Here is a 21,108-nt window from a genome sequence, read left to right on the forward strand (position 1 = left end):
TCGAGGGTGCGTCGGTGATGGGTGCGATACTCCATCGAGTCTGCGCAGGTCACAGGGCATCGACCAGGACGTGTGCTGCCTGGGTGCGGCGCACCCAGGCAGCACAGCCGGCCGCCGGATAGCGTGGCCGCATGGATGGCAACCACCTGGGAGAATTCCTGCGCGCCCGCCGCGCCGCCCTGCGGCCGGAGGATGTCGGCATGGCGAGCTACGGGGCCCGCAGGGTCGCCGGGCTGCGACGCGAGGAGGTCGCCGTCCTGGCCGGGGTGAACGCCGACTACTACACCCGCCTGGAACAAGGACGCGAGCGCAACCCCTCAGGCCAGGTGCTCGACGCTCTCAGCCGCGCGCTGCGCCTCGACGCCGACGCCCAGGCGCATCTGTACCGGCTGGCCGGGACCGCCCCGGACGACCGGCCCTTCAGGCAGGCCGCCGAACGCGTCAGCCCGGCGCTGCGCCAGCTGATGGACGGCTACCCGCACACTCCGGCGTTCGTGATGAACCGGACTTTGGACATTCTGGCCGCCAACGCCCTGGCCGATGCCCTCTATGCCCCGTTCGATCCGGCGGACAACCTGGCCCGCATGACCTTCCTCGACCCCGCCGGCCGTCGCTTCTACGCCGACTGGGATCGGGCGGCCCAGGCCACCGTCGCCAACCTGCGCCAGGCGGCCGGCTTCGACCCGGACGACCCGCGCCTGGCCGAACTCGTCCGCGATCTCACCGAGCGGAGCGCGGACTTCGCCCGCCTCTGGAACGCCCACACCGTACGCGGCAAGACCCAGGACGCCAAGCACTTCCTGCACCCCGACGTCGGCCCGCTCACGCTCACCTACCAGGCCTTCGACGTCCGCGACGCCCCCGGCCAGCAGCTCGTCATCTACCACGCCGAGCCGGGCAGTGACAGCGCCCAGGCCCTCGGCCTCCTCGGCTCCATCCACGCCACCCGGCGCCAGCGCGAACCGCGCAGGTAGAGGGCCGGCGTTCACCGGTGGGCGTGGAAGAACTCGGTGATGTCGCGGGCGAGCAGTTCGGGTTCCTCGTGCGCGGCGAAGTGCCCGCCGCTGGGCATGCGGGTGTAGCGGGTGAGGTTGTAGGTGCGTTCGGCCCAACTCCGTGGCGGCCGGCTCAGGTCGGCGGGGAACAGGGCCAGCGCTGTGGGGACCTCCACCCGCCGCACCCGGCGGGTCAGTTGGTGCGCGTACTCGTAGTAGGGCCGGAACGAGGTGGAGATCGTGCCGGTGAACCAGTACAGGGACGCCTGGGTGAGCACGTAGTCGTCGGACAGGGCCCCCGGGCGCTCGCTCCACGCGCGGTACTTCTCCACGATCCAGGCCAGCAGCCCGGCGGGTGAGTCGGCCAGGGCGGGGGCCAGGGTGAGCGGGCGGGTGTTCTGCTGGTGCATGTAGCCGCCCTCCTCACTCTGCCAGGCCGCGGCGGCGGCGAGGTAGGCCTCCTCCTCGGGGGTGAGCCCGGCGGGGTCGTAGCCGGCCGGGGCCGCGGCGGCGAGCAGGTGGATGCCGGCGATGGCCTCGGGGTGGGCCTCGGCCAGCCGTGAGGTGATGCCGGCGCCCAGATCTCCACCATGGGCCGCGTAACGCCGGAAGCCGAGCTCGTCGTGCATCAGCCGGTGCCAGAGATCGTGGGTCTGATCGGCGTCGGTGAGCGCGGGCCGCTGCGGCGAGAAGGCGAAGCCGGGCAGGGACGGGACGATCACGGTGAAGGCGTCCTCCGCCTCGCCGCCGTACCGGAAGGGACAGGCCAGGCGCTCGGCCAGGGCGGTGAGCTCCAGGAACGAGCTGGGCCAGCCGTGGGTGAGCACGATGGGCAGCGCGCCGGGGTGCTCGCCGTCGTAGCGCAGGTAATGCACGGGCGTGCCGCCGAGGTCGGCGAAGTGCGAGGGCAGGGCGTTGATGGCGGCCTCGTGCGCGCGCCAGTCGTAGCCGGAGGCCCAGTGGGTGACCAGGCGGCGCAGCTCCGCGGCGTCGGTGCCGGCCTGCCAGCCGTCGACCGGCCAGGGCTCGGCCCACCTGGTGGCGCGCAGCCGGGCGCGCAGGTCGTCCAGCTCGGCGTCACTGACAGTGATCACAGGCGTGCCGGTCGGCATGGTGTTCTCCTTCATGTGCTACGTGTACGGGCCCGGTGGAGGCGGCTTGCGCCGCTTCTTGGGCGGTCGGTGAGGCGGCGCCGGTCAGCGTGATGGAGGCGGCCATGAGGGCGGCGACGACCAGCAGGGCCGTCGCGAGGGCGGTCCGGTCGGCGAGTAATCCGATCAGCGGCGGGCCGCCGACGAAGCCGCAGTAGGCGATCGAGGTGATCACTGTGACCCGGGCGGCGACCCGGGCAGGATCGTCAGCGCCGGCGCTCAGGCCGATGGGGAAGCCGAGTGCCGCACCCGTGCCCCACAGCAGCGCGCCGGCGAATTCCGTCCACAGACCGGGCCCGAAGGCGAACAGGACGATGCCGGCACAGGCCGAACCGGCCGCCGCACGCAAGGCGGCGGACCGGCCCAGCCGGTCGACGATCAGCGGCCCGAGCCAACGGCCCAGCGTGACCGCGGCGAGGAAGGCGGCGTAGGCAAGGGTTCCGACGGCGGCCGTGGTGCGGTCACGATCGATGACGGCCAGGCTGATCCAGTTGCTGCCCGCCCCTTCCGCCAGCGCGAAGGCCAGGGCGAGGAGACCGATGACCACCGTGCGAGGCTCGCGCCACGCGGCCGGTCCCGCTTTCGGCGCGTTGACGCGCGGCGGGTGTGCCGGGCGCGGCTCGGAAAGGAAGTGCCGAGCAGCCCAAGGCGTCAGCAGCGCGATCAGCAGGGCCACCGCACCGACGTGGAGGCTCACCGGAACGCGCAGCGCGCTCATGAGCGCACCGAAACAGGCGCCGGCGACCGTGCCCGCACTGAAACCGGCGAAGAAGCGGGGCATGAGGACCTGGCCGAGCCGCCGTTCGACGGCCGCGGCGTGCACGGTCACCGCGACGTCCCAGACACCTGTGGCCGTGCCCAGCACGAAGAGCCCCATGAACAGCAGCGGCGGCCAGAAGGCGAAGCCGAAGGCCATCGCGCCGAGACCGGCGCCGACGAGCAGGGCCACCGCGGTGACCGCCCACCGGGGGCCGACGCGAGTGACGATCGGGCCGGCCAGGGGCAGCACCATCACACCGCCGACCGCGATCAGCAGCAGCAGGAGGCCCACCGAGGCGGCGTCCAGGTCCATCCGCTCACGAATGTGCGGCAGCCGGGACGCCCACGTCGCTCCTGCCAGGCCCAGAGCGGCGAAGACCAGGTACGTCGCCCGTACGGCGGTCGCGCTCGCACGCGAGTCCGGGCTGCCGGTACGAGCGCTCATGTCCCCGATCCGATGACCGGGCCGAGGGTCTGCGCGATGGCCGCTCTCGTCTCCTCACGCGACTCCTGTTCCGTGGACAGCAGCGCGTGCATGATCATCCCTTCCAGCAGGGCGTCCAGGCGTGCGGCGGTCCGCGCTCCGGTGAAGCGGGCCAGCACGGCGCGGCTGGCCCGCGTCCACTCCTGGGTCAGCGCGCGCAGGGCGGGGTCGCGTAGTGCCGCCAGGTGCAGTTCGAAGCCGAGGACCGCGCTGCGGTGTCGGGACGGCCCGCCCTGCACGATGCCCACCAGGACGTCGATCAGCTCCTCACGCGTGGCCACCTGCGTGAAGAGGGCTTCGTACTCGGCCATCCGTTGCTCGACGTACCGGGCGAACGCCTGAGCGCACAGATCGGCCAGGGTCGCGAAGTGGTAGGTGACCGAGCCCAGGGGCACGTCCGCGCGCGAGGCCACTTTGCGATGGGTGAGCCCGGCGACCCCGTCCGTGACGAGCACCTCCAGCGCGGCGTCCAAAATTCGCCTGCCGCGCTGCGGATCGTGCCGCCGCGCCCGTCGTCCCTCGCGACCTGCGGCGTCTTGCCCGCCGGGCGCTTCCAGCTCATCCATAAGAACGAAAGTACACTATATAAGAACAGAAGTTCTTATCGCCCTGCCGCCTGGAGCACGCGCCAATGCCAAGGCCGCTCCGCGGCTTCAGCCGATCTCGACGGACGCGCCCACGGTCAGGCGGTCGTAGCGGGACCCGCTGCCGGGAGCGCTGCCGCCCAGGAAGCCGCCGACCATGGCGGTGCCGGCGTCGTTGAGGGCGCCGTCGTGGACGGCGTAGGACTGCCGGGGGGCCACCGCGCGCACGTAGTCGATGAGCTGGCCGGTGGTGGACCAAGGGCCGTGCACCGGCAGTAGCAGGGTGTCGACGGTGGAGTCCGGGACGGTGAGCGCGTCTCCGGGATGGAACAGGGCGCCGTCGAGGAGGAAGCCGATGTTGCCGACGCGCGGGATGTCGGGGTGGATGAGGGCGTGCCACGTCCCGTAGACCCGCACCTCGAAGCCGGCCGCGGTGAAGACCTCCCCCTCGCCGACGGCGGTCACGCGCGCGCCGAGACCGTCCAGCCGCCTGGCGACGGAGGCGTTGGTCCAGATGCGCAGGGCCGGGTCGCTCCCGGCGGCCCTGCGCAGCGTCTCCTCGGAGAAGTGATCGAAGTGCTCATGGGTGACCAGGATCGCGTCGGCGCCCTCCAGCGCCTGCGGCTCGGTCAGGCCGCCCGGATCGACCACCAGGCGGCGGCCGTCCTTCTCGACGCGGACACAGGCATGGCCGAACTTGGTAAGACGCATGTCCCCACCCTTTCAATTATGTAACCAAACTGTACAACTTGGTTACATAGTAGGGGTAGGATGAGGTCATGGACGACGACGCCTTGGCTGAAGATCTGCGGCAGGTGATCGGTGAGCTGGTCCGCGCCGTACGGGCCGCCGACACCATGCCCCCTGGGGAGGCCGCCATCCTCGGCCACCTCGATCGCGACGGCTCACGAACCACGGCCGACCTCGCCCACCTGCGCGGCGTGACCCACCAGTCAGCCGCCAAAACCGTGAAGCAACTCCTCGGCGACGACCTGGTGCGGGCCGAGCCCCATCCCCATGACGGCCGCAAGCTCCTGCTGCACATCACCGAACGAGGCCGCGCCCGCCTCCAGCGCGAACGCGCACAGCGCGCCATATCGCTCAGCGCCGCTATCCGCGACACGCTCAGCTCGAAGGAGCAGCAGCGGCTGCGGGAATGCGTCTCCCTGCTGGCCCGCCTCACCACCCGCGTGAGCGGACGGTGACAGCGGATCCGTGCGGCGCGGCGATCCGGCGCGGCCAGGTCCGGCCCTCCCCCTCGCATCCCGGCGTCGGCGAGGGGGAGGCCGCCGTCATCTCGGACGGTCGTCCGCCCAGCGCAGAGGGATGTGACTGTCGGCGGCCGGCTCGTTCCACTGGGTGAGCAGGTGCAACGCGGTCTCGGACGGGCTGCCGGGCTCGGCGTCGTAGACGAAGAGCGTCTGGTCGGGGTCGTCGGCCGGAGCGAGGGCCTGGTAGGTGATGGTGAGGTCACCGACCAGGGGATGGTGGTAGTCCTTGCTGCCCGTGGTGCGCTGGTGGACCTTGTTGTCGGACCAGTAGCGACGGAACTCCTCGCTGCGGATGGACAGGTCACCGATCAGAGTACTGAGAGCGGGGTCGTCGGGATGCCGGCCGGCGTCGCGGCGGAGCATGGCGGCCGTGTCGGCGGCGACGGCCGGCCAGTTCACGTACAGCTCGCGGGCGTGCGGGTCGAGGAAGACGAAGCGGGCCTGGTTGCGCTCGACGGCGGGCAAGGCCCGGAAGTCGGTGATCAGGCGTCCGGCCAGCCGGTTGTGGGCCAGAACCTCCAGGCGGCGGCCCAGGACGAAGGCGGGGCGGCGCGCCGCCTCCAGGGTGTCCAGCAGCCGCCAGGTGGCCGGGTGCACTCGCTGGGGGCGGGGGCGTCGCCGACGTCGGGCGGGCGTGGGGCGGGCCAGGGTGTGCAGGTGCTCGCGTTCGGCGTCGTCGAGGTGGAGGGCGGTGGCCAGCGCGTCGAGCACCTCGGGTGAGGCGCTGCGGCTGCGGCCCTGCTCCAGGCGGGTGTAGTAGTCCACGCTCACCCCGGCCAGCCGGGCCAGTTCCTCACGCCGCAGCCCGGCAACGCGGCGCCGTCCCACGAGCGGCTCGTCGAGCCCGGCCTCGTACGGGCTGAGGCGCGCCCTGGCCGAGCGCAGGAACTCCGCCAGCGGGGCGCCGGTGTTGTCACGGTCCATGCCACCCAGTGTCGCTCTCGTCCCGCGGTGCGGCGTCCGGTGAGGGTGGCCCAGTTCGTCCCCCGATGACTTGGGCCCTTCTGCCGCCTGTTTTCGCTGTTCAGAGCTGTTTCAGTAGAGATCGGGCCGTTGACCCGGTCCATTCCCTCATCCGTACGAAGGAGCTTTCGCATGTCCACATGGTTCATCACCGGCGCCTCCCGCGGCCTCGGCCTGGAGATCGCCCGCGCCGCCGTGGCGGGCGGCCACACCGTCGTGGCGGCGGCCCGCAACCCGGACGCCCTGCCCGAAGACCTCCAGAGGTCCGGCCGGGTGCTCGGTGTCCGGCTCGACGTCACCCGCGGCGAGGAGATCGCACGCGCCGTCGGGGCGGCCGCCGGGCGTTTCGGCGCCATCGATGTCCTGGTCAACAATGCGGGCCGGGGCCTGCTCGGCGCGTTGGAGGAGATCACCGACGCCGAGGCGCGTTCCCTGTTCGATGTGAATGTCTTCGGTCTGATCAACCTCACCCGGGCCGTGCTGCCGGGCATGCGCGCCGCCGGACGCGGCAAGATCGTCAATATCGGTTCCCGGTCGGGGTTCGAGGGCGAGCCCGGGGTGAGCATGTACGCCGCCACCAAGTTCGCGGTCGCCGGCATCAGTGAGGCGCTGTCGGCGGAGCTGGAACCGTTCGGGATCCAGTGCATGGTGGTCGAGCCCGGCGTCTTCCGTACCGACTTCCTCGACGCCAGCTCCCTGTCCACCGCCGCGCACCGCATCGACGCCTACGACGGCACCCCCGCCCACATCACCCTGGACTGGGCCGGCACCGCCAACCACACCCAGCTCGGCGACCCGGTCAAGGGCGCCGCGCTGATCTACGAGGTCACCCGCCAGGACAAGCTGCCGGGGCACCTGTACCTCGGGCCCGACACCCTCGACCGCCTGCAGGCCAAGCTGGACCGCATCGAGCAGGACGCGGCCCCCTGGCGGGACAAGTCCGCCGCCACCGCATACGACGACGCGGCCTGACCCCGGGCCCCGCCCTCATCCTTGGAAGGATCTGTCATGACCGCTGCCCTGCTCACCGGAGCGCCGCTGACCGGCCGAGTGGCCGTCATCACGGGCGCCTCCAGCGGCATCGGCGCCGCCACCGCCCTGCGCCTGGCCGCGCTCGGCGCGAACGTCGCCGTGCTGGCCCGGCGCAAGGACCGGCTCGACGAGCTGACCGCCTCCATCGACGCCGCCTGCGGCACCGCGATCGCCATCCCCGTCGACGTCACCGGCCGGCAAGCCGTCAACGACACGGCGGACCAGGTCGCCGAACGGCTCGGCACCGCCGACCTCGTCGTCAACAACGCCGGCGTCCAGCTCATCTCACCGATCACCGACCTGCGCCAGGACGACTGGCAGCGCCAGATCGACCTGAACATCACCGGCGTCATGAACGTCCTCGGCGCCTTCCTGCCTCACCTGACCACCGCCGCCGAAGCCGGCCGGCCCGCGGACCTGATCACCACCTCCTCGATCGCGGCCACCCGGATCCTGCAGAAGTTCTCCGTCTACTCCGGCACCAAGGCCTACATCAGCCACCTCACCCGGCTGCTACGCGTCGAACTCGGCCCCAGGAACATCCGGGTGGCCACCATCGAGCCCGGCATGGTCGACACCGAGTTGCCCAGCCACGTCACCGACCCCGACGCCAGCGCCCTGATGGAGGGACTGCTCACCGAGATCGCCCCCTGCGGGCGGCGGACGTGGCCGAGACGGTGGCGTTCATTGCCGCCTCGCCCCGCCACGTCAACCTCACCGAGATCACCATCCTGCCCACCGCGCAGGCTGTCTGATCGGGCATGCGCACCCGGTGCAAGCCGCAATGGTCGCACCGGGCGCCACCGATCAGACGAAAGCCTGCGGCCCATCGCCGAGCCCCGCGTTCGAGTCTCCAACTGGGCCTCGAACGCTCCGGGCGCCACATCACACGCTGAGGAGAACAAGCCATGCGCGCTGTCGTGAACACCGAAGACGGAATCCGGGTCACCGATGTCGATGAGCCAGGCGGAGAGGGGGTACGGCTCTGCGTCGCCTCGGCGGGCATCTGCGGGACCGATGTCAGCTTCGCGGCCTCGGGGGTCACCGGGTTCGTCTACGGGCACGAGTTCGCCGGCACGGACGGCAACGGCAACGGCTACTTCGTCGAGCCGAACCTCCATTGCGGTGAGTGCGACGAATGCCGCAGCGGCGACACTCAGCGGTGCACCGCACCCGGCCAGCCGTATCTCGGCGTGTTCGCCGATGGCGGCATGGCCGAGGCGGTCGTGGTCCCGCAGTACACGTTGCTTCCCCTTCCCCCGCGGTTGCACGTCAAGGACGCCTGTCTGATCGAACCCGGTGCGATCGCCTGGCACGCAGTGCGAAGGGCGAGCGTGCAACCTGGGGAGCGCCTTCTCGTGGTCGGCGGCGGCTCGATAGGACTACTGGCCGCCGCGGCGGCGCGGTACCGCAAATCGGACGTCGACGTGGACACCCGGCACGCCCACCAGTTGGCCGCGTCTGAACGGCTGGGATTCGGCCGGCCCAACGGCTTCTACGACGTGGTGATCGACGCGGCGGGTAACGAGTCGAGCCTGGCCAGAGCCGCAGAGGCGGCCCGCCCGGGAGGGCGGATCGTTTCCCTGGGCGTCTATACCAACACCATGCCGGTGCCCGGTGTGACGAGCCTCACCAAGGAACTCACCTACCTCAACAGCATCGCGTACGGACGCGACAACGCAGAGCGGGAGGTTGCGCAGGTAGCCATCATGCTGGCCGACACACCTGAGATCGCACGAACCGTCATCACGCACCGGTATCCACTGGAAGACGCCCGGGAAGCGTTCCGAGTCGCGGCCGACCGGAAATCCGGCACCATCAAAGTAGTCATCGAGCCCTGAACGGCAAGCCCGTTCCCCTTCGGCGACGTCACGGCGTAAGGCGTACATTCTCCTCCCGAATCTTCAAACCTCCCCCATCAACCTCCTCAGGTAACAAGCACCGCCCGCCTCGCCGAGGCCGTCGATCCTGGCCGGCACCGGCAATCTCCACCGCCCTTGGAGCCGGAACACGCACGGTGATCTCATGCCGGGAACAGGGCGGACAGGTGGCGCAGGGCGCGGGCGGTCGGGGTGTCCGGGTCGGCGGTCATGAAGACGACCTGCTGGTCGTCGTCCGGGACGGTGAGGATGTCGCAGTTGATGCGGAGCGGGCCGAGTTCGGGGTGGGTCATGGTCTTCGTACGGTGGCCGGGGGCGCGTACCGGATTGGTGGCCCAGATCTGGTTGAACTCGGCGCTGCCCGCCCTGAGTTCGGCCAGCAGGGCGGCGAGGGCGGCGTCTCGGGGGTAGCGGTCGGCGGCGGCCCGCAGCCGTGCCACCGCGTACTCGCCGAACTCCTCATGCCCCGTGGTCAACACCTCCTCGCGGAGCAGGAAGCGCCGCCGGGCCAGGTTGGGCTGGTCGCGGAGGTTGCCGAGCAGCGCCTCCGCGAGCGGGTTCCAGGCGATCACGTCGTAGGTGGCCGCGGTGACGACGACGGCAGTCAGCGGGAGACGGTGCAGCAGGTCGGCCACGTACGGGCGGACCGTGCGCGGCGGTACGGCGGGCGGCTGCGGGGTCACGCCGGCCAGGCGGAACAGGTGCGTCCGCTCGGCGGGCGCGAGCCGCAGCGCGCCCGCCAGGGACTCCAGGATGCGCGGCGACGGGCGTGGCCCGCGGGCCTGCTCCAGCCGCACGTAGTAGTCGACCGACATGCCGGCCAGGTCGGCGACCTCCTCGCGGCGCAGGCCCGGCGTGCGGCGACGGGGTCCGGCGGGCAGGCCGACGCCGTCGGGGCGCAGCCCCTCCCGGCGGTCGCGCAGGAACCGGGCCAGTTCGCCTCTTGCCATTCTGTACCTCCCTGGTATCGATTGTGCCTGGATCGACCGGCTCGCCCGCGGGCACCCTCGATGCATGGACAACTCGATCGCACTGGTCACCGGCGCCAACAAGGGCATCGGCAAGGAGATCGCGCGCCTGCTCGCGGACGCGGGTCTCACCGTTTACGTCGGCTCGCGCGACGCCGCGCGCGGCGAGCGCGCCGTGGAGGAGATCGGCGGCGACACCCGCCCGCTCGTCCTCGACGTGACGGACGCCGCGAGCATCGCCGACGCTGCGAGCCGGGTGGACACGCTGGACATCCTGGTCAACAACGCCGGCATCTCCGGCGAGGATAGAACGCCCGACCTGGAGGATATCGCCACCTTCCGCCGCATCTTCGAGACCAACGTCTTCGGGGTCGTCGCGGTCACCAACGCCTTCCTGCCGGCGCTGCGCCGCTCCGCGCACCCCCGGATCGTGAACATCTCCTCCGGTACGGGCTCGCTGACCTGGGCCACCGGGCCGCAGTTCCCCCACCAGGGCGCCTACGCCGCCTACCGCTCGTCCAAGTCCGCGCTCAACGCGCTGACCGTGTTCTACGCCCACGCCCTGGCCGGCGACGGCGTCAAGGTGAACGCGCTGGCGCCCGGCCTGCGCCGCACCGACCTCAACGCCACGGCGGCGGGCGGCGGCGATCCCGCCGAGGCCGCGGCCGGCGCGGTACGGCTGGCGCTGCTGGCCGACGACGGGCCCTCCGGGCAGTTCCTGTCCTGGGACGGTACGCCGGTGCCGTGGTGAGGATGTGATCGCCATGCGCGAGGGTGGGTCACTGGAGCGTGGACGCCGAGCACCCCGGAACCGGGCACACACGTGCAGGGCCCGGCCGATACCGAACAGAAGCCCGGCGGTGGAGTCGGCCGCCCGAATCGCGATCTTGCGGGTGGCCAGGCCGCTGGCACAACATCCTCGGCGTCAGCTTTTCGGGCCAGGGGTTTGAGGCAGGAGACGCACCGCACCCCGGTCACCGTCTCCAACTGGCCGACGTCGGGGTCGACCACCACGTCCGGCACGCCGGCGCTCGGGTCAGCGGTGTTGACCAGGGCGTGCACGATCGGCCCGGTGTAGGTGACGCGCAGGACGGAGCTCGGCGCCCGGCTGATCGGCAATCACGTCGATGCAATCTTGGGCAAAGTCGAAGAGAGCATGCCCAGGATCTGAGTGCTTGGCATTGGAGCCGAGAAGGGTTCCACCCTGGCAAGGATGTCAAATCGCGGGCATGGGCGCAGCTAGATCGACCTGCGTGTGCTCAGGTGGGCCGGCAGGCTCTGGACGTGGGCCGAGCCGGCGGTGGACTGTGGCGCGCCCGCCGGCAGGATCTGAGCTGGTAACAGCAGGTCGACGCGCGACCCGCAGTGGCGCAAGGCCCACTCCTGGCTGGGCTTGACCTCGACCATCTTCCAGCGGTTCCGGCCGCGGCCGCAGCTGACACCGCCAGACACACCAGATGCCCAGACAACGTGGAGCCGGCCTGTCCGCGAAGAGGGCGGGGGCCCGGTCAGGGGGCGTGCTGCCAGTCTGCCGGCTCGCCGGGGGCGGCGGCGTGGGGCCGCTTCGGCAGCGCGGCCGCCAGGAGGGCGACGGCGGCCAGCGTCACGGCGATGGCGACGAACGCCTGCCCGAAGCCGGCCGCCAGCTCCTGCGCCTGCGTCTGTGCCGGGCTGCCGGATTCGCCGTTGTGTCCCGCCGTCGCCGTGGCCAGGGCGGCCAGGCCGAGCGCGCCGCCGATCTGCTTGGCGGTGTTCATCAGCCCGGAGGCGGCTCCCGCGTCCTGCGCTGGCACGCCCGAGGTGACCGTGACGGTCAGTGGCGTGTTCAGCAGGCCGCCGCCGAGCGAGATCAGCATGGCCGGGCCGAGGATGGCCGTGACGTAGTCCTGGCCGGGGGCCAGGCGGCTTTGCCAGAGGAATCCGGCGGCGCCGATGAGCGCTCCGGCGGCGATGAGGACGCGGTGGTCGGCGCGGCGCATCAGCCACGGGGTCAGGCGCAGCCCGACCAGGATGGTCAGCAGCGTGTGCGGCAGGAAGGCGAGCCCGGTCTGCAGTGGTCCGTAGCCGAGCACGTGCTGCAGGGACAGGGTCAGGAAGTACCACATCGGGTTCAGGGTCGCCCCGGCCATCAGCATGGCCAGGTTGCCCAGCCAGATCGGGCGTGGCCGCAGCAGGCGCGGCGGCAGCAGCGGCGCGCGGGCCAGGCGTGCCTCGACCAGCACGAACAGCCCCAGCAAGACGGCGGCCGCCGCGGCGATCGAAGCGGCGGTGAGGACGCGCGGGCCGGACAGGCTGTAGGCCAGCGTGGCCAGCCCGCCGGTGGCCAGCAGCGCGCCTACCACGTCCAGGCGCTGCCCGAGCCCCCGGGCGGGGCCGCCGGGCAGGGCGCGGGTCGCGGCCAGGCAGGCCAGCCCGATCGGCACGTTGACCAGCAGGATCCACCGCCAGGACAGGTACTCGGTCAGCGCGCCGCCGATGAGGTTGCCCGCGGTGCCGCCCGCCAGGCTCACGGCCGTCCACACCGCGATCGCCCGGGTGCGGCGCGGCCCTTCGGGAAAGGCGGTGGTACGCAGCCGCTCCTTGCCCGCCTTGAACGCCGAGGTGCGTACCAGATCCCCCATTGCCAGGTCGAACACCTCGATGGCCTCATCGGCCGAGACCGGCTCCATCACCGCGGCGAAGGCAACCAACGTGGCCAGCTTGCGATCTCCGGCCAGGTCCGCGACCGCCTTGGCCCGGGCCGCCTTGGCGAAGCGGGCCAGCGCGGCCACCTTCCCAGCCGGGACAGCCGACAGATCCCACGCCGCCGCGCCCAGGCCGCGCAGCTCCACATAGCCGCTCCAACGCCTTGACCACTCCCGCGCCGGACACGTCGGTGGGACTCTTACGCAGCCGGTCCAGCCCCGAGATCCGCCGCCCCCCGGTCACCGTGACCAGCTCCTCCAGCGCGCTCTTCTGACCCGGGCTGGGCGCGGCGGTGAGGATCTTGTACTGGCGTAACGCGGCCCGCTCACGGATCTCCGAAATCATCCGCTCCATGGTGATGACGCCGGGAAGCAAGATCTTCGCCTTGACCAAACGGTGAGTGACCAGGTCCAGCAGCACGATCGGCGCCCTTGAGCACGGAGGGATCCAAGCAGAGCTGCTCGGCGACGTAGTCGACCACCACGGCCGGCACGTCCTCCGGATCTTCCAAGAAGCAATTCAAGAACCGAGCCGTCCCGAGCTGGACGGCCCAACCGAGCTGGTTGCGAGCTCCGTTCGCGGCCATCGCCCGCCGCCGATCAGCGGGCCTCCAGATGGAAGAACCCGCCCAGCTGGGTGAGGTCGGGCACCTCGTTGAACCCTGCCCCACCTACTGCGCTGGTCCTCGGTGAGGAAGCTGACCGTGGGCCAGGCTGAGTCCCCGGCCCGCTATCAGCCGAAAGTGTGACATCGAGATGATCTTCAGATGTCCAGTCAGAGTAAATCCGTGACATTGATCATGAAACGTGATGTTCGCCCCATGGCCCAGGCGGGGGCGAGGCGTTCACGGCTCTCCCCGTGAGGTGAGGTGCGCCCCGGAGCGGGTGAGGGCTCGGCCAGCGTCCGCCGTACCTGCTCGTGCGACATCCCGATCTGCCGACCGATCCGACGCAGCCCCCACCCCTCATACCGCGCCTCTGCCATCGCCTCCGCCGAAGGCCGCCGCCACCACGTTGTCCAGCATCACCCGCAACTCCGCCAGCCTGGCCAGCCTGATCGCCGGTGCCACCCCCACTAGCTCCGCGCAGAACTGCTCAACATCCGCCCGGACGAACGCGACACCCTCAGACTCAGCCATCGGGCAAGACTTGCCTGCTCAGACCTCGACTGTCAACGAACGTGACAGTAACCCCGGTTCGCCGTCCCGCTCCCACTCGCATGCCAGGTTGCTCCTGCAGATGCATGAGGGCCAAGCGGCGCGGCCGGGCACCGATCTCGTCCCGACTCAATATGGGTGAGCAGGGGAAGTGCGGCCGCGGCGCGAAGTCAGCCGACACGGATGAGCTGCCACTGCTGCGGCTGGCCGCCGTTGTCGCTCCACTGGATGGTGCCAGCGCCCTCGCCATCGGTGTTGCCGTTGTCCAGAGCCTTGCCGCTGCGCTGACAGATCAGCTTGTAGTAGCCGGCCCCGACACTCGTGATCGTCCACCGCTGCTGGGACTCGCCGTTGTCGCTCCACTGGAGCACGCCGGCCCCCTCGCCATCGGTGTTGCCGTTGTCCAGAGCCTTGCCGCTGCGCCGGCACATCAGCTTGTAGACGCCGCCCGAGACGATGGCCGGGGTGGTGGCCGGTTTGGGGTCTCCGCTGACCTCGACCACGACGACGGAGGCGTGCGCGTTCGGCGCGGTCGTGGGGACCGTGAAGTTGATGTAGCCGCCGGAGACCGTGTGGCTCAGCGTCCGGCCGGGCGCGTTGAGCAGGTAGACCCGGTTGATGGTGTTCTGGAGCGCGGGGATGCGCAGGCGTCCGTCGGAGGGCCAGTGGAACACGTGCGCGTAGAGCCTGCCCGGCTTCTTGGTGAACCGGCCCCACCATGGCTCCCATGTGAACGGGCTGCCGGTGGTGGCGTAAATGCTGTCGCCGTGGGTTGCCATCCACGTGCCGACAGCATCGAGAATGCCGGCCGACCCGGCGGTGACCGTGCCCTCGCCGGTGGGCCCGATGTTGAGCAGGTAGTTTCCGTCGCGGCTGACGACGGTCACCAGCTCCTGGATGATCGTGGTGAACGAGCGGTAGGAGTTCTCCCTGCCGGCGTTGTAGCCCCAGGCGCCGTTCATCGTGCAGTTGGTCTCCCACGGGCGTGGGAGGGCACGCGCGGGCACCATCTCCTCCGGGCACTCGAAGTCGCCCAGGCCCAGGCCGCGTTTGACGCGCTCGTTGACGATGAGGTTCGGTTTGCGGGCGAGCAGCCAGTTGTAGAGGTCCTGTCCGTCGGCCTTGGTCCACCAGTCTTCGAGGGTGGGGGTGGCCGGGTTGTCGCACCAGTCGCCGTCGAACCAGAGGATCGCCGGGTCGTACCTGGTCAGCAGTTCCTGCAGGTGGGCCTTCATGTCGTTGATGTAGGCCGTGCGGGCCGCCTGGGAGGACATGGTGGTGAAGGCGCCGTCCCATTGGCGGATCGTCTGCGAGGAGTGGTTCCAGTCCATGATCGAGTAGTAGAGGCCGAACCTGATGCCCTGCCTGTCGCACTCCGCTTTGAGTGCCGCGAGCAGGTCGGACTGGTATCCGGAGTAGTCGTGCAGGTCGTACTGGCGGGTGCCGGTGTAGTCGGTGAAGCCGGCGACGTTGGAGTTCCACATGGCCAAGCCCTCGTGGTGCTTGGCGGTGATGACGAGGTACTTCATCCCGGCGGCCTTGGCCAGGCCGACGATGGTCGCCGCGCTGAAACCGGTCGGGTTGAAGTTCGCCGAGACCTGCTGCTGGTAGTCGGCCTTGGACCAGTTCTCGTTGTTGAAGACCCACTCCCCGCGACCGGCGTAGGAGTAGGAGCCGAAGTGGATGAACATGCCGAAGCGGGCGGCGTACCACCAGGCCATCCGCGAGGGGACGGTGTAGGCGGCGGCAGGCTGCTGGAAGGCCGTCAGGCCGCCGATGGTGGCGGCGGCGGTGAGCGCGGCGGCCGTGAGAAGTTGTCTGCGGTTCATGGATGTCGACACGGTGACCTCCGAAGTGCCAGGAGATGGGGGGCGGAGGCCGGGGCCGTCAGCGCGGCCCCGGCCCGGGGTTACGCCTTGGCGAGCTTCCAGAGCTGGTTGGGATAGCCGTTGCAGCCGTACTGGACGACGTCGCCGCCTGGCGCGGTGGTCGCCCCGGTGACGTCCATGCATCTGCCGGTCGCATGGTTGGGGCTCACCCGGTAGTAGCCCTCGCGCTCGTAGGTGAGATCCCATTCCTGGTTGGCGCCCGTGCCGCAGGTCCACTGCACCACGTCCGCCCCGTCGGCGCTGGAGGCACCGGCCACGTCCAGGCACATGCCGGTGGCGTGCGCCGGCTTGAGCCGGTACCCCTTCGCCGTCTTCTCCAGGGTCCAGCGCTGGTCGGCGACGGTCGTACAGGGCCATTGGATGACGTCGGCGCCCGCCGTGGTGGCGCTGTCCCCTACGCCCAGGCACTGCTGGCTGTGCTGGGCCACGAGCTGCGCGGTGGACACGTCACGTCGCCAGCACCGATCGGCGCCGGGCGTGGTGTGGCCGAACACGGCCCCGGTGCAGGCGACGCCGCCGGTGTGCACGGCTCGCACCTCGTCGCCGTCCGCTCCGTAGCGCACCTCGGAGGTGCCGGTGAACGCGCAGATCTGGTCCTCGGTGGCGCACTGGGTCCAAGAGGAGTCCTCCACGACGAGCCGGTCGACGTTCCCCCAGACCCCGCCGCCCGGCGCGCCGCTCTGCCCCAGGACGCGTACCGTCAGCGTGTGCCGGCCCGCGGCCAGGGCGGCGCTGGACCAGACGCGCACGCCGTCGAGGCGGACGGTATTGTACAGGTTGACGGTGGTCTCCGCGCCCCCGTCGACCGAGATCCCGACCTTGCCGCTGGTAGGCGCCTGCGTGGCGAACAGCGTGGCCTTGGTGCCGTGGAAGGTGTAGGCGGCGGTGGCGGCGGTGGCCTGCGAGGAGTGCTCGTCCTGGTCCCACAACCCGTACGCGCCGACCGCGCCGCCGCTGTAGCCGACGTCCGACCAGGAACCGGTGTACGTCGCGGCCGCGTCGTTCACGATCTCGGCCGTTGTGCCTGCGGCGTTGTGGCCGACGTTGCTCAGCACGTACGACACCACCGAGTTCGCGGGCACGGTGGCGGCCAGCGTGCCGGAGGAGACCGACACCGGGGCGAGCTGCGCCAGGTTCTCCGTGGCCGAGGTGCGCCACCCCTGCGCGCTCACGCCGGTCGTGGTGAACCTGCTGAGGTCGAAGTTCACCGGCAGGCTCTCGGCGGTGTCGTTGTAGGTGACCAGCACGAGCTTGTGGCTTACCGGGTCGAAAGCGGCGACCGATTTGCCGTTCCCCGCATCGATGATCTTGTACCCGGGCTTGATGAACTTGCTGTACTGGCCCAGCGTGTAGAACTGCTTCTGCAGGTCGTAGGTCTGCGCCGACCCGTCGAGCGGTGCCTGGATCAGGCCCCAGTATCCGGGTCCGCTGCCGCGTGAGCTGTCCTCGACGGCCTGCCAGTAGAGCCAGCCGTTGGCGCCGACATAGGACAGGTCGTTGGTGACCCGGGTGGCCAGTTCCAGACCGGCGTCGAGTTCAGAGGTGATGTTGTAGCCGCCCCAGTCGGCCGGGCCCCATTCGGACTGCCAGAACCGCAGGTCGTTCCCCTGGACGCGGTCGCGGATGGGGGTCGGGTCGGATCCGGCGTAACCGTGCGCGTTGACCTGGCCGAGTTCGGCGCGGGCGGCCGGGGACAGGGCGTCGTACTCGGAGACCATCAGCCAGTAGTTGTTACTGTCGGTCGCGGCGAGTTCGGTGTTCATGCCGCGCGAGTTCAGCGCCGTGCGCAGGTTGGTGAGGATGGAGCTCTGCTCGGCGGCGGTGAGGTAGGTGCCTTCCTGGTTGTTGCCCCAGCACCACCAGCCGTTCGAGGGCTCGTTGAACGGCTCGATGGTGCGGAAATTCACCTTGGGGCTGCCCGGCCCGTCGACACCCACGGTGGAGAAGCGCTGCGCCACCGTGGCCAGATAGCCGGCGAAGTCGTCCTGGTACTCGGGGCGCAGGTTGCTGTGCGAGCAGCCTTCGGGCGAGTTGTGGGAGTACCGGCCCGCCGGGTGCCCACTGTAGGTCATCCACCAGGGCGCGGAGTTCGCGAACAGTTCGAACGTGCTCACCCCGCGCTGCGCGGCCTGGGCGAGGACCCAGCGCTGGTTGGCGTCGACGCTCCAGTCGTAGCTGCCATTGGCCTGGATGAGGCTGTCGATCCAGGCGCCGTTGCGCGGTGGCAGGTGCGGGTCGACGACCGGGTAGGACACGCCGGGCTCGCTGGCACCGGCGTTGTAGCGGGCGATGCTGAGATCGATGCCCTGCACGGTCTTGCCGTCGAGCGTGAAGGAGTCGGCGAACAGGTAGTCCATGAGCTGCGACCGGGCGGGTTCGCTCCATCCGCCCACGACGTCGCTCCACCAGGCCAGCGAGGTGCCGAAGCCCTGGAACTCGTCCTGCAGCACGAGGTTGGGGTTGACGGGCGAGGTGATCGCGGCCGCTGCGGCGGCCGGGGCGGGGTTGAGTGCGACGGCTCCGGTGGCCGCCGTCAGCAGCAGGCTTCCTAACAGGGTTTTGAGGGGGGTGCGTCTCATCTGCGCCTCGTGAGAAGAGGGGGTGAAGGTACGGCCGCCGCTGGAGAGAGCCTCTGGGCCGGCCTGGGATCACCGTGCATTATTACGAGACAAAGAACTAGTCTTGACATTAATATTTCCGACCCCAAGAATAACCGACCATCCACGACCTCAGGGAGAGCGCAGATGCGCACAGCGGCAGACATCCGCAGGATGAACTCCTTCGCCGTCGTCCGCAGCATCCACGCCGGCGGCGAGGCCAGCCGACGCGAGCTCGTCAGCCAGACCGGTCTGAGCTTCGCGACCGTCGCGGCCATCTGCACGAAGCTGCTGGAGCTCGGCATCGTCGTCGAAGTGGCCCGCCAGCGCGCGCCCGCCGGCCGCCCCACCGCGAAGCTCGCGCTCAACGGCGACCACGGGTTCCTGCTCGGCGTCGACATCGCCGAGACCTACGTCCACGTCGAGGCGTTCGACGCGGCCCTGGAGCCCATCTCCTCGACCGAGTACGACATCGACGCGCTCAACCGCAGCCCCGAACAGGTCGTCGAGCGGGTCAAACACGCCATCGCCGTCGAACGCGTCCGCCACGAGGGCCGCACTCTGCTCGGCGTCGGTGTCTCCGCCCCCGGCCAGGTCGACCAGGCGGGCGGCACGTCGGTGTTCGCCCCCAACTGGGACTGGCACGACGTGCCTTTACTGGCCCTGCTGGCCGACTCGGTCGACGCGCCCCTGTTCCTCGACAACCCGCTGAAGTGCCTGGCCATCGCCGAGATCTGGTCGCATCCCGAGCGGCGCGGCCAGGACTTCGTCGTGCTCAACCTCGGCACCGGCGTCGGCGCGGGCATCGCGCTCGGCGGCAACGTGCTGCGCGGGCGCATGAACAGCGCCGGCGAGTGGGGGCACACCGTGGTCGTGGCCGACGGCCGCGCCTGCCGTTGCGGCTCGCGGGGCTGCGTCGAGGCGTACGTTGGAGCGCCCGGGATCCTGCAGACGCTGCGAGAGGCATCCCCCGATAGCCCCTTGCTGCACGGCGATGATCAGACCGCGAGCATCGCCGCACTCGCCGCCGCCGCCGACGACGGCGACCCGGCGGCGATCGACGCCATCGAGCGGACCAGCCGCTACCTCGGTATAGCCGCTGCCTCCATCGTCAACCTGCTCAATCCGGACATCGTCCTGCTGGGCAGTTGGGTGGCCGAGCTGCTCGGCAAGCACTTGCTCGACCGGTCCCGGGCCCACCTGCGGGCGCACGCCCTGGCCGTCCCGATGGCGGCGGTGGCGTTCGAGCTGCAGCACCCACGCGGCAACTCCGTCAGCCTCGGCGCCGCCGCCTACGCCCTGGAGGGCTACCTCGACTCGGTCCCCGACGCCTGATCCACCATGAAAGGAAACAGATGTTAGGAAGGCTCACCCCCCACCGCCGCATCGCGGCTGTGCTGCTGGCCGCGGTCACCGCCACCGGCCTCAGCGCCTGCTCGTCCGAGGAACAACCCGCCGCCGGCGGCCCCACGTCCCTGACGCTGACCATCTGGGGCAGCGCGACCGACAAGACCGTCTTCGAACAGCGCCTGGCGCTGGCCAAGAAGGCGCTGCCCGACATCGACGTCCAGCTGGTGCAGATCGCCGAGGACTACGACACCAAGGTCCAGACCATGTTCGCCGGCGGCAAGGCCCCCGACGTGCTCATGCTCGCCGAGGCGGTCAACGTCTACTCAAGCAAGGGCCAGCTGGAGGACCTCACCCCGCATCTGAAGAAGGCGGGGGTCGACCCGGTCGCCCGCTTCGGCCAGGGCTCGGTCACCACCTACTCCACCGGCGGCAAGCTGTGGGCGGCACCCGATCGCGCCGGGGCGATGGTGCTTTACTACAACAAGGAGATCTTCGACGCCCAGGGCGTCCCGTACCCGGACGGCACGTGGGACTGGACGACGTTCCGCGAGGCGGCCAAGAAACTGACCGTCCGCGACGGCGACAAGGTGAAGACCTGGGGATACGCCGCCGGTGACTGGTGGCCGTGGATGATGACCTGGATGTACCAGAACGGCGGCAGCGTGCTCGACGCGTCGGGCAAACCCGTGGCGAACTCCGCCGTCAACATCGAGGCGCTGCAGTTCTACAACGACCTGGTGCTCAAGGACCGCTCGGCCCCCTCCCCCGTCGACTACGCCAACGCCGGCCTGGACAACGGCCAGCCCGACCCGCTGTTCGCGCAGGGCAAGCTCGCGATGGTGACGACCGGGTTCTGGAACATCGCCACGTTGAAGGAAACCAAGCTCAAGTGGGACATCGCCCCGCTGTGGCACGGCAAGCAGAACGCCGTGCCCGCCTTCGGCAGCGGCCTGGCGGTGGCCAGCCAGAGCGAGCACAAGGACGCCGCGGCCAAGCTGGTGGCGTTCCTGACGTCGGCCGAAGGCCAGGGCCCCATCGTCACCAGCGGCCTCGACGTGCCCGCCAACCAGGAGGTCGCCGCCTCCGACGCCTTCAAGAAGCCCGCCTGGAACACCACGGGCGTCAACCTGGCCGCCTTCACCGAATCCGCGCCGGCGATCTACAGCCCTCCGCTGGTACCCGAGTGGAACGAGATCCAGAAGGCGTTCACCGACGAGCTCGCCCCGGTCTGGAAGGGCGAGGACTCGGTGCAGGCCGGGCTGGACCGGGTCCAGCAGTCCCTGGAACGCATCGTCCGCTGACGCCCCGGCCGGGCATGCCCTGTGCCCGGCCGCCGCACCGGAA

20 protein-coding genes are annotated in these 21,108 nt (G+C 70.4%); 8 read left to right on the forward strand and 12 right to left on the reverse strand.

What is annotated here, in order from left to right:
* The first annotated feature begins 131 nt into the window (after nt 1–131).
* Nucleotides 132–974, forward strand: a complete 843-nt coding sequence (locus ACIBQ8_RS21470) for a helix-turn-helix transcriptional regulator (protein ID WP_364343851.1) — start codon at nt 132–134, stop codon at nt 972–974.
* 11 nt (nt 975–985) lie between these two features.
* Here ACIBQ8_RS21470 and ACIBQ8_RS21475 read toward each other — a convergent pair whose 3' ends face one another.
* The 4 genes from ACIBQ8_RS21475 to ACIBQ8_RS21490 all read right to left on the reverse strand — a co-directional run bounded on the left by ACIBQ8_RS21475 (nt 986) and on the right by ACIBQ8_RS21490 (nt 4,684).
* On the reverse strand, nt 986–2,122 hold the full coding sequence (locus ACIBQ8_RS21475) for an epoxide hydrolase family protein (RefSeq protein ID WP_397192802.1): 1,137 nt from the start codon (nt 2,120–2,122) through the stop codon (nt 986–988).
* On the reverse strand, nt 2,073–3,350 hold the full coding sequence (locus ACIBQ8_RS21480) for an MFS transporter (protein ID WP_397192803.1): 1,278 nt from the start codon (nt 3,348–3,350) through the stop codon (nt 2,073–2,075). The genes ACIBQ8_RS21475 and ACIBQ8_RS21480 overlap by 50 nt, the downstream gene beginning before the upstream one ends.
* Nucleotides 3,347–3,955, reverse strand: a complete 609-nt coding sequence (locus ACIBQ8_RS21485; protein ID WP_397192804.1) for a TetR/AcrR family transcriptional regulator — start codon at nt 3,953–3,955, stop codon at nt 3,347–3,349. The genes ACIBQ8_RS21480 and ACIBQ8_RS21485 overlap by 4 nt, the downstream gene beginning before the upstream one ends.
* 87 nt (nt 3,956–4,042) lie before the next feature.
* The gene (locus tag ACIBQ8_RS21490) at nt 4,043–4,684 is read right to left on the reverse strand and encodes an MBL fold metallo-hydrolase (protein ID WP_397192805.1); all 642 of its coding nucleotides are present in this window, start codon (nt 4,682–4,684) and stop codon (nt 4,043–4,045) included.
* Between the two features lie 68 nt (nt 4,685–4,752).
* Between ACIBQ8_RS21490 and ACIBQ8_RS21495 the strand changes: the two genes are divergently transcribed.
* A complete protein-coding gene (locus ACIBQ8_RS21495; RefSeq protein ID WP_364343865.1) occupies nt 4,753–5,178 on the forward strand; it encodes a MarR family transcriptional regulator in 426 nt (141 codons plus the stop codon).
* 87 nt (nt 5,179–5,265) lie between these two features.
* On the opposite strand, the gene ACIBQ8_RS21500 is transcribed toward ACIBQ8_RS21495, so the two are convergent.
* A complete protein-coding gene (locus ACIBQ8_RS21500; protein WP_397192806.1) occupies nt 5,266–6,168 on the reverse strand; it encodes a helix-turn-helix transcriptional regulator in 903 nt (300 codons plus the stop codon).
* Between the two features lie 171 nt (nt 6,169–6,339).
* On the opposite strand from ACIBQ8_RS21500, the gene ACIBQ8_RS21505 reads away from it, so the two are divergent.
* From ACIBQ8_RS21505 to ACIBQ8_RS21515, 3 genes are read left to right on the forward strand one after another with little or no spacing between them, the layout of a single operon-like run.
* A complete protein-coding gene (locus ACIBQ8_RS21505; protein WP_397192807.1) occupies nt 6,340–7,179 on the forward strand; it encodes an SDR family NAD(P)-dependent oxidoreductase in 840 nt (279 codons plus the stop codon).
* 36 nt (nt 7,180–7,215) lie between these two features.
* A complete protein-coding gene (locus tag ACIBQ8_RS21510) occupies nt 7,216–8,163 on the forward strand; it encodes an SDR family oxidoreductase (protein ID WP_364343871.1) in 948 nt (315 codons plus the stop codon).
* Nucleotides 8,148–9,080 (forward strand): alcohol dehydrogenase catalytic domain-containing protein, encoded by a 933-nt coding sequence (locus ACIBQ8_RS21515; protein ID WP_364343873.1) that lies wholly within the window; start codon nt 8,148–8,150, stop codon nt 9,078–9,080. The genes ACIBQ8_RS21510 and ACIBQ8_RS21515 overlap by 16 nt, the downstream gene beginning before the upstream one ends.
* A 182-nt stretch (nt 9,081–9,262) precedes the next feature.
* On the opposite strand, the gene ACIBQ8_RS21520 is transcribed toward ACIBQ8_RS21515, so the two are convergent.
* On the reverse strand, nt 9,263–10,069 hold the full coding sequence (locus ACIBQ8_RS21520) for a helix-turn-helix transcriptional regulator (RefSeq protein ID WP_364343875.1): 807 nt from the start codon (nt 10,067–10,069) through the stop codon (nt 9,263–9,265).
* A gap of 64 nt (nt 10,070–10,133) precedes the next feature.
* Between ACIBQ8_RS21520 and ACIBQ8_RS21525 the strand changes: the two genes are divergently transcribed.
* A complete protein-coding gene (locus ACIBQ8_RS21525; RefSeq protein WP_397192808.1) occupies nt 10,134–10,838 on the forward strand; it encodes an SDR family NAD(P)-dependent oxidoreductase in 705 nt (234 codons plus the stop codon).
* Between the two features lie 488 nt (nt 10,839–11,326).
* On the opposite strand, the gene ACIBQ8_RS21530 is transcribed toward ACIBQ8_RS21525, so the two are convergent.
* The 6 genes from ACIBQ8_RS21530 to ACIBQ8_RS21555 form a co-directional block, all read right to left on the reverse strand.
* On the reverse strand, nt 11,327–11,539 hold the full coding sequence (locus tag ACIBQ8_RS21530) for a hypothetical protein (protein WP_397192809.1): 213 nt from the start codon (nt 11,537–11,539) through the stop codon (nt 11,327–11,329).
* Nucleotides 11,540–11,595: 56 nt separating this feature from the next.
* Nucleotides 11,596–12,918, reverse strand: coding sequence for an MFS transporter (locus ACIBQ8_RS21535; RefSeq protein ID WP_397192810.1), 1,323 nt, complete (start codon nt 12,916–12,918; stop codon nt 11,596–11,598).
* A 179-nt stretch (nt 12,919–13,097) separates the two neighbouring features.
* Nucleotides 13,098–13,442: a DUF4158 domain-containing protein gene (locus ACIBQ8_RS21540; protein WP_397192811.1), complete on the reverse strand. Its 345-nt coding sequence runs from the start codon at nt 13,440–13,442 to the stop codon at nt 13,098–13,100.
* A 294-nt stretch (nt 13,443–13,736) separates the two neighbouring features.
* On the reverse strand, nt 13,737–13,910 hold the full coding sequence (locus tag ACIBQ8_RS21545) for a hypothetical protein (RefSeq protein ID WP_364343887.1): 174 nt from the start codon (nt 13,908–13,910) through the stop codon (nt 13,737–13,739).
* 188 nt (nt 13,911–14,098) lie between these two features.
* The gene (locus tag ACIBQ8_RS21550; protein WP_397192812.1) at nt 14,099–15,757 is read right to left on the reverse strand and encodes an alpha-L-fucosidase; all 1,659 of its coding nucleotides are present in this window, start codon (nt 15,755–15,757) and stop codon (nt 14,099–14,101) included.
* Nucleotides 15,758–15,837: 80 nt separating this feature from the next.
* The gene (locus tag ACIBQ8_RS21555; protein ID WP_397192813.1) at nt 15,838–18,396 is read right to left on the reverse strand and encodes an RICIN domain-containing protein; all 2,559 of its coding nucleotides are present in this window, start codon (nt 18,394–18,396) and stop codon (nt 15,838–15,840) included.
* A gap of 165 nt (nt 18,397–18,561) precedes the next feature.
* On the opposite strand from ACIBQ8_RS21555, the gene ACIBQ8_RS21560 reads away from it, so the two are divergent.
* Entirely contained in the window at nt 18,562–19,749 is a 1,188-nt protein-coding gene (locus tag ACIBQ8_RS21560) for an ROK family protein (protein WP_364343899.1), read from the forward strand.
* Nucleotides 19,750–19,769: 20 nt separating this feature from the next.
* Complete coding sequence (locus tag ACIBQ8_RS21565) at nt 19,770–21,065, forward strand: sugar ABC transporter substrate-binding protein (protein ID WP_364343902.1); 1,296 nt, start codon at nt 19,770–19,772, stop codon at nt 21,063–21,065.
* The last annotated feature ends 43 nt before the right edge of the window (nt 21,066–21,108 follow it).

This window comes from Nonomuraea sp. NPDC049646 (assembly GCF_044465525.1).
In the GTDB taxonomy this organism is placed as follows: Bacteria; Actinomycetota; Actinomycetes; order Streptosporangiales; family Streptosporangiaceae; genus Nonomuraea.